Raw genomic sequence first — 8,067 nt, forward strand, 5'->3', positions numbered from 1 at the left:
AAAGGAGATGGCGAGCCAGGTGTGAAAGCGATCTGGAAGGGGCTGACCAAGATACGACTCGTCGCTGAAGCGCTACGAGAAATGAACTCGGCCTACGACTGAAGCCGAGTTGTGTATAAAGGCATGGGTCTACCCCCATGGTCGTTTCCAGGGAATTGCGATTCGCATAAACAACGTCCAGTCGCCGATCACCCAGATTAAAGGTGGAACCGCCAAGTTGATGCAGCGCTGTGGCGCCTTGCCAGTTCATAAGATCATGTTGCAGTGCGGACTCTTCCTGTATATGACGACTAGGGAGCCCGAATAAGAATGACGATTCTTTAGCGGGTTTTAAGGTCCCAGTTTCGCCGTCAGCGTTCAGGATAACATCCGTTTCCACAGGCGCCCACTGACTCAGTACTTCTTCACGCAGTCCGGTACCGCCAGAAAATATATCTAGCGAGATACCAACAGCCTCTCGCTCCTGCAACGCGACCTCAGCAGTTGGACCGCTCAATCGAACCCCCGAAAGACGCTGAAGAGATAAAACTCTGTCGATTTCAGCCGCAATATGTGGACGAAGTTCTTTGAGCGCAGCGATGAGGGAATGCCATGTGGCCGCCGGAAACGCGCCTCCCACACCACTAGATGCGCGAATGAAATGTGATTTAATTCCTGTTCCCAACCGGGAGGTGATATCTGAAACTTGAATACTTTCAAGGCCAACAAACGAAGTGAACTCGACGCGCTGTTTTGCAGTGACAACCGTTTTGCCTCGTTTGGCTAGGCAAATGTAGTCAATGGTTGACTCCGAAAAACCGAGCAACGCGACGCAAACTTTACCGACATTCCAGTCGCGAATGCTCAACGCATCTGAAAACGTAGTAGGAATACCGGAAGATCCTTTATCAAGTAATTGATCGAGTCGAGCCTCGTCAAAGTAGACTAAAAATCCCTCTTTTTTAGATGCCATTATTTCTCGGCCTTTGATATTCGGTCACAGAGACAATCATGATCTAATTCTCCAGCCGTACGAAACAAGAAGGTATCGGAACGCATGTAAGATATCGATTATGGTAAATTTTTGCCGGTATAAATCGAAGAATTAAACACCAATAACGAGATGCGGTATTTTTTTCGTGAAATGACTGAAATATTCCTACAAAAATCTCGAATTGGGGAGGATATCATTTTATGTTAAACCGCATTAGGGGCGGGAGCAGGAATATAGACACGTCGAAGTGGGATCAGGCCTTTATACTTGGAATCTAGCGCTTCATAATGTTCAAGTATCAGTGCGACTAAGTCGTCGCCGTCGATCAATCGCAGGTTGCTCTTGCTACGAGCAAACTGGATGGCTTGGTTAGTGAAGTACCCCAGAGTGACGAATAGCCCAAATTCATTTGGAGCGACTTTCCCGTAAAGCTGAGAGATGAGCGGATCGCCGATACCACCTTCGGAACTCTTGCATTGAACTTTAATAATCGGTGGCTCGAATCCCAGTTCATCCTTATGCGCTACGATATCGATCCCTCCATCGGGGCCCTCAGCAGAGACTCGGGTCCTGTAGCCCATTGTTTGCAATAGATTTGCTACAAAATCTGCGAAAGGATGGCCTTTTGTTTGCTGTGCTAGAATTTTGAGCACAAAGTCACGTGTGTTCTCTTCGATATCTTGGCTGATTTCCTCAACGGAATCGTCGCTTATTACTGGCACAGCAGGCGGTTCTTGAGACGCTTCGATTGCGCTAAGAAATTCCTCAGCATAATTTTTGATAACAAAAACGGACAGTGCAGACCCAATTTCGTAGAGGGCACCTTGGGAAAAATGTGATCGTGGAATAGCCTTAAGCCATCTGACGGAGCGACGTTGCGGGTAACCGGCAGCCCCGGTCCCATCATATTTGTATGAGGACGTAATGCGTCCGAGATGTATCAGTTTGGACTTCTTTGAAGGATAGGCTACCAGATCACCTTCTTTCATCTCATGAGCAAAACGGTAGAGTTGCCCAGCAGATGTCGGGACAGTTCCTGGTTTAGCCTTCGCCGCATCAACGTAGGTCTGAGCATATTTTTCCTTAAAGGCCTCACGCGTCGGTTTTAATTGCGTTAGGTCTCCAATCGCGTGCCAGCCTAGAGCTACCACGTCGTTATTTATGAACAGCGTATCAGCATCGCCCGTGCGGCCGGCATGAATACCCCAAAGTGTATGGTTGCTCATTTAAACTCGTTCTGAAACACGTTACTGAAGGTCTAATCATATCGGCATTACGGCTCTTCGTAAATTATGGAGCATCCTTCGTGTCTTCATAGAGCTGATTTATCAATTCAGCGACGATCTCAAAAGTCCACAGAACATTTGGGTACAGATGATCGCTGCCATGAGCGTGCATGTTTCGTTGAAGTGGAAGATGGGCTGCGAAGTGGCCGATCCAGTCAAACGCCAGGTCTTCTTCTGTTGGCTGAACAGAGCTGTAGTCTACTGTCATCGAAGTTACACCATCTCTCATCATCCGGGCAGTTATCTCGTGACTGAATCTGTTCTGGGCCATCTCCAATGCACGGGCCTCGCGCGAAGGAAGTTTGGCGTTGTCTAAATATCCTAGTGTTGCGGCCATTGATAACAGCTCCGCAAGACCAGGTGGTCGCTTTATTTGCTTTTGCGTGAAGTGAGCATGGAGTCGTCCACGAAGTGCCATTTCCAGTGTAGAGAAGACGTAATGCTCAGCTACCATGTAGAAGCGGTAAACGAACCAGGCATACAAATATAGATTTTTTGCTGTTTCGAAATGAACGCGGACAGATTCTGGCGTCGTCGCCACCAAGACAAAGCGGCTGATAATTTCGTACTGATCTTCGAGTGTCCTGTTGCGTATCGTGCCGTCGTCCGCTGAAATTCTAGACATCATCCGAGAATCGGGTTGCAGCGCCTGAACTGCTGTTCGCAGCTTATCTTCTGTATCCATTTCGTGCGTCCCTCAAAGCCCGATCAAAAAATATGCGTCCCTGAAGAGGCGGCACGCTTTGTACATAACCTAGTAGCCGCGTAGGTTTTGTGAGTTGAGTATTCCCGTACGGCTACGTGACCTGACATGGCCGTCTGCTCATGCAAAAGCTCCAAAGCGGTCTCGCCAAGGTGAAACTCGAATTCCTCACCACGAGCGCTGGCGGCCAGCTGCCCGTCATCTGCGTGATCTGGTGCCAGGCGACGTCCTGATCCTTCTGTCGCGAGAAAACGGCTATGACGTTACAGTTCGCACCGTACACTTACATGAGTCCGACGGCCTAGCTTTGGATGGTGGCGAAATTGTAACTAGCGAAAATGAAGTTGTGATCATTCCAAGATCGTCATTGATTCTTGTTACGCGTGCGGGGGCCTAATGGCCTAGGTTACCCTCCTTCAACAAGATGCGCTGCATCAAAATTTTGCCAAGAGAGGAGGGCTGCAAGCCACATGGCCGTTTCGAGCACAATAATTTGTTTATAATTACTTGAGATAATAAGAGTGAATACTTTACATGCAAAAAGATCATCTTTCCGCCCAACATTTCAACGATAGCTTCAACCTTGGTTTGCAAGGTATAGAGTCGTTTTCGTTTGCGGGCAAGAAGCTCACCGCACTACAACTGGCGCGTCTTTCTGGCGCCCCAGATGGCGCGAAATTTACTTTTACCAATCAGGTTTCTGGTGTGATGATCGAAGTGGTCCATCCGTTCTACGAGCACCCATCTGCACGAAGGGTGTCGATAGATGCAGAAGGCTACCTGCGGCTCTGGAATTTTAATTTGCATATCCTTCCTCAATCAGCGGGTGGGCCTGGCCCTGGTATGGGGACCCGTATCTTCGCACGTCAGGTGAAAGCCGCGCGTGAACTGGGTATTCCGAACATCACTACTTATGCAGGTGCTAAAAAACCCGGCAAGGCGTTAGTCGGCTATGCGGTGTGGCCTACCTTAGGGTTTGACGCTAAAATACCTCCAGAAATGCTGGTCAACTTGCCATCAACGTTGTCGAACTGCACTCTCATAAGCCAGCTTTATGGGTCCGCCGAGGGTAAAAAATGGTGGATAAATCAGAAGCAAGGATGTATCATGAACTTTGATGTGAGAGAAACTAGTGCTCAGTCGCAACATTTATCTAACTATCTGACTTTGAAAGGAGTGAGTGTATGACGTACCATAAATTGATGGCGTTTCGTGTGCAGTCACGTCTTTCGCCGCTGCGTCGCATTGTTGCAACGCCAAAGCCAGTGGCAAAGGTGCATGTTGTGAATGCAAGCCTCACGGCTGAACAATTGGAAGCGAACTTCCTGCGTGACATGGTCGCATTTGGCTATGCTGAAGAAGTGACCGAGTTCGATATCGCTTAATTGCGTGATCGAAGTCCGACTTACACAAAAGGGCCTTTTAAAGGCCCTTTTTTCATTTCAGAATCCCACCCGCAGTTGAGATTGTACCGACGCACGCGGATGGTGACGAAATTACGTGCGAGGCCGGGCATGTCTTTCCCCGCGATGCAATCAAGCTGGGGGGATGGGGTGTACATGATTTTGATCTGATTTGCGACTGACTTCGCTCGTAAGCGTAAAGCCAGCACCGTCTGGACGCGGTGATCGCGTCCGCCCATGATCGAATTTTGGCACAGCAGTTGTGCCCACAAATTCGATTATGGACACAAATTTTCAACCAGTCACCCAGCGCGGGCGGCGAGGCAAGTATCGTCAGCACTCGCCAGAGTTCAAGCGCATGCTCGTGGAATTGGCGATGCAGCCTGGCGTCTCGGTAGCGCGCATCGCGCGTGAGCACGGTGTCAATGCAAACCAGGTGTTCAGCTGGCGCAAGCTGCACGAGGCGGGGCAACTGGTGGCAGCTGCGCCGGTGCAGCAGAGCGACTTGGTGCCGGTGGTAGTGGCGGCACCACCGCAAGCCCCGCAGGGGGAAGCTGATGGCGCCATCACACTTGAGATCGGGCGCGTGCGGCTGCGTATCGAAGGTCATGCCAATGCCGCCACGCTGGCGCAAGTGCTGGAGCGGGTGCTGCGATGATTGGTCTGCCTGCCGGGACCAAGGTATGGCTTGCCGCCGGCATCACCGACATGCGTTCCGGCTTCAATGGCTTGGCGGCGAAAGTGCAGACGGCGTTGGAGGAAGACCCGTACAGTGGCCACGTGTTCGTATTTCGTGGCCGACGCGGCGACCTGATCAAGCTGCTGTGGTGGACCGGCGACGGCCTGTGCCTGTTGGCCAAACGCCTAGAGCGTGGCCGCTTCGTCTGGCCGCAGGCCAACGACGGCAGCGTGGCGCTGACGCAGGCCCAGTTGTCGATGCTGCTGGAAGGAATCGACTGGCGCCGCCCTGAGCGTACCTGGCGGCCACAATCGGCCTTGTAAACATGATACGACCCGCGTAAACTGGGTCGCATGCTCAACGCCGCCGACCTACCCAACGATATCGAAGCGCTCAAAGCCATGCTGCTGGCACGCGATGCCGCGTTGTTGGCCAGCGAGGCGAAGGTAGCACACCTGAGCGCGGAACTGTCCACTCGCACCGCAGAAATCGAGCATCTGAAGTTGGTGCTGGCAAAGCTGAAGCGCATGCAGTTCGGTCGCCGTTCGGAAAAGCTGGATCAGCAGATTGAGCAGCTGGAGTTACAGCTGGAAGATCTAGAGGCCGAAGCGGCTGTGATGGAAGCGCAAGCGCCGGTGGAAGTGGCGCCGCGCAAAAAGGCCGAGCGCAAGCCCTTGCCGGCCCACTTGCCGCGCGAGGAACGCGTGCAGCTGCCCGCCAATGAAGCCTGTCCGGCCTGCGGCGGCAAGCTGAAACAGCTGGGCGAAAGCGTTTCCGAGCAGCTGGAGTATGTCCCGGCCAGCTTCCGTGTGATCCGCCATGTGCGTCCCAAGCTGACATGCGCCTGCTGCGACGCTATCGTACAGGCACCGGCCACCAGCCGGCCGATAGAACGTGGCTTGGCCGGTCCCGGCCTGCTGGCGCATGTACTGGTGGCCAAGTTCGCCGACCACATTCCCCTGTACCGTCAAAGCACCATCTACGCGCGCGAAGGCGTGGAGCTGGAGCGCGCCTTGCTGGCTAGCTGGGTCGGCGCCGCTGGTGCGCTGCTGCGGCCCTTGGTCGATGCGCTGCGCCGCCATGTGTTTGCCGCCGCCAAGCTGCACGCCGACGACACACCGCTGCCGGTGCTGGCGCCCGGCCATGGCAAGACGCGCACAGCGCGTCTATGGACCTACGTGCGCGATGACCGTGCTAGCGGCGATGGCACGCCACCAGCCGTCTGGTTTGCTTACACGCCGGACCGCAAAGGCGAGCATCCGCAGGCGCACCTAGCCAACTTCAGCGGCATCCTGCAGGCCGACGCGTATGCCGGCTTCAATGCCGTCTACGACAGCGGCCGGGTGCTGGAAGCAGCTTGCTGGGCACACGCCCGCCGCAAGTTTTACGACCTGCATGCAGCGCGGCCATCGTCCTTGACCACCGAAGCGCTGCGGCGGATCGGTGAACTGTACGCCATCGAAGACGGCATACGAGGCAAACCGCCTGACGAGCGGTGCACCGTTCGCCAGCAGCATGCCAGACCATTGCTCGACGACTTGGAGCGATGGCTGCATGCCACACTCGCCACGCTGTCGCGCAAATCCGATACGGCGGCCGCCATCCTTTACGCGCTCAAACTGTGGCCTGCGCTGACCCGCTATTGCGATGACGGCCGCATCGAGATCGACAACTCCGCCGCCGAGCGGGCCCTGCGCGGCGTGGCCCTGGGCCGCCGCAACTTCCTCTTTGCGGGGGCGGACAGTGGCGGCGAACGCGCTGCCGCCATGTATGGGCTGATTGGAACGGCCAAGCTTAACGGTGTCGACCCCGAGGCTTGGCTGCGCTACGTGCTTGCCCATATCGCCGACCATCCTGTGAACCGGGTGGACGACTTCCTGCCCTGGAACTGCGCCGACAAACTCGCCGACGCTTAAACTCCGCTTCCCAGCGGTGTTGGGAACATCATCGATTAACGTGACGCTGTGCTCAAGACGGCGCTGAATTGACGCTTACCTTCGCTCAGCGTAAGCAATTTCGCAGTGATCGGGCACCTTCCCCCGTTTTGGGGCATCTTTATAATTTAGCATAGGTGCGCCGGCGCCATAGTGCGGCTGGTGCGGGACTTCTTGCGACTGACCTACCGCTCCGCCGCAGTTCTTGCAACCAGACCGCGGCAGTCAGCGCTGCGGTGCCAGGGAAGTAGGGGGAGTGCATCAACTCCGGCCATCAGTCGCAGAATTGTGACGCCAGTTGCATATACTTTGGCGCCCTACGACGAGGCTAGAAGGTAACAGTAGGAAAGCATGAAAGTCAAAAGCCACCCGAAGGTGGCTTTTGACTCTATACCAAAGTGGCATCACCGACTTTATGTCTCTGCAATAAGCAGGGGCGGAAGAGGGATCACGATGGGCTACAGTTTTATTATACAGGTAGCAGGCTGTCCCACTCAGAGCTATCGAGACGCATCTTTGGATAAAAATCTCAACGGATGCGTCCCAAAATCTCAGTTTATGACTCCTGCTACATAATGTGCTTTGCACCTAGTTTTTTGTAACTGCTAAATGTAGGATTACCTGGGTCAGTATCTGCCAGATAGGTGCCCTCGCCAAAGTGCTGCGCGAGAATTGCGGCAATAAAAGATTTTCCAACGCCACCCTTAACAGTCAGAACCATGTGAATATTGTTCATTTCAATCCTTCAATTAATCTAAAATTTAATCTCTTCGTGGACATCAAAGGTAAATGTCTTAGGCCCACTGTTTGGTAATGCTGCTGGAACTGCCTTCGATTTTTCTGCTGTACTGGAGGTATTTATTCTCTTTCCGCCAACGGCGTTTTCCTTCTTCTTTGCTTCCTTTCTGAGGCGATGTAGCGCATCTGCAAAGCTTCCCATAGTTAAGTTGAATCCGTTTGAATGTAGTGGTTTAATGTATCCGGACACTGATTTAGGCGAGAATACTCGCCATGGAGAGGTGTTTGATGAGCAAGCAGAGACGTACGTTTTCCCCGGAGTTCAAACAGCAGGCTGCATGCCTGGTGCTG

Annotated in this window: 9 protein-coding genes; 5 read left to right on the forward strand and 4 right to left on the reverse strand. The window is 53.4% G+C overall.

Translation table 11 applies throughout. The features are described 5' to 3' along the window. From GTP27_RS22975 to GTP27_RS22985, 3 genes are all read right to left on the reverse strand, one after another. The coding region (locus GTP27_RS22975; RefSeq protein ID WP_202417025.1) for a hypothetical protein at positions 1-952 on the reverse strand (952 nt) is incomplete at its 3' end. Between the two features lie 224 nt (positions 953-1,176). Next, positions 1,177-2,199: a restriction endonuclease gene (locus GTP27_RS22980; protein WP_161041417.1), complete on the reverse strand. Its 1,023-nt coding sequence runs from the start codon at positions 2,197-2,199 to the stop codon at positions 1,177-1,179. Positions 2,200-2,263: 64 nt separating this feature from the next. Further along, positions 2,264-2,944: a hypothetical protein gene (locus tag GTP27_RS22985; protein WP_161041418.1), complete on the reverse strand. Its 681-nt coding sequence runs from the start codon at positions 2,942-2,944 to the stop codon at positions 2,264-2,266. 552 nt (positions 2,945-3,496) lie between these two features. Here GTP27_RS22985 and GTP27_RS22990 point away from each other — a divergent pair. From GTP27_RS22990 to tnpC, 5 genes are all read left to right on the forward strand, one after another. Beyond that, on the forward strand, positions 3,497-4,150 hold the full coding sequence (locus GTP27_RS22990) for a hypothetical protein (RefSeq protein ID WP_161041419.1): 654 nt from the start codon (positions 3,497-3,499) through the stop codon (positions 4,148-4,150). Beyond that, positions 4,147-4,347 carry a hypothetical protein gene (locus tag GTP27_RS22995; RefSeq protein WP_161041420.1) on the forward strand — a complete coding sequence of 67 codons (201 nt, stop codon included), beginning with the start codon at positions 4,147-4,149 and terminating at the stop codon, positions 4,345-4,347. The genes GTP27_RS22990 and GTP27_RS22995 overlap by 4 nt, the downstream gene beginning before the upstream one ends. Before the next feature lie 298 nt (positions 4,348-4,645). Beyond that, complete coding sequence (gene tnpA / locus GTP27_RS23000; RefSeq protein ID WP_161041421.1) at positions 4,646-5,023, forward strand: IS66-like element accessory protein TnpA; 378 nt, start codon at positions 4,646-4,648, stop codon at positions 5,021-5,023. Beyond that, entirely contained in the window at positions 5,020-5,367 is a 348-nt protein-coding gene (gene tnpB / locus GTP27_RS23005) for an IS66 family insertion sequence element accessory protein TnpB (protein ID WP_161041422.1), read from the forward strand. Before tnpA ends, tnpB begins: the two co-directional genes overlap by 4 nt. A gap of 30 nt (positions 5,368-5,397) precedes the next feature. Then, positions 5,398-6,960, forward strand: a complete 1,563-nt coding sequence (gene tnpC, locus GTP27_RS23010; RefSeq protein WP_161041423.1) for an IS66 family transposase — start codon at positions 5,398-5,400, stop codon at positions 6,958-6,960. 586 nt (positions 6,961-7,546) lie between these two features. Here tnpC and GTP27_RS23015 read toward each other — a convergent pair. Then, positions 7,547-7,714, reverse strand: a complete 168-nt coding sequence (locus tag GTP27_RS23015; protein ID WP_161041424.1) for a P-loop NTPase family protein — start codon at positions 7,712-7,714, stop codon at positions 7,547-7,549. Positions 7,715-8,067: the final 353 nt, after the last annotated feature.

The organism is Duganella qianjiadongensis (genome assembly GCF_009857915.1).
GTDB lineage: Bacteria > Pseudomonadota > Gammaproteobacteria > Burkholderiales > Burkholderiaceae_D > Rugamonas > Rugamonas qianjiadongensis.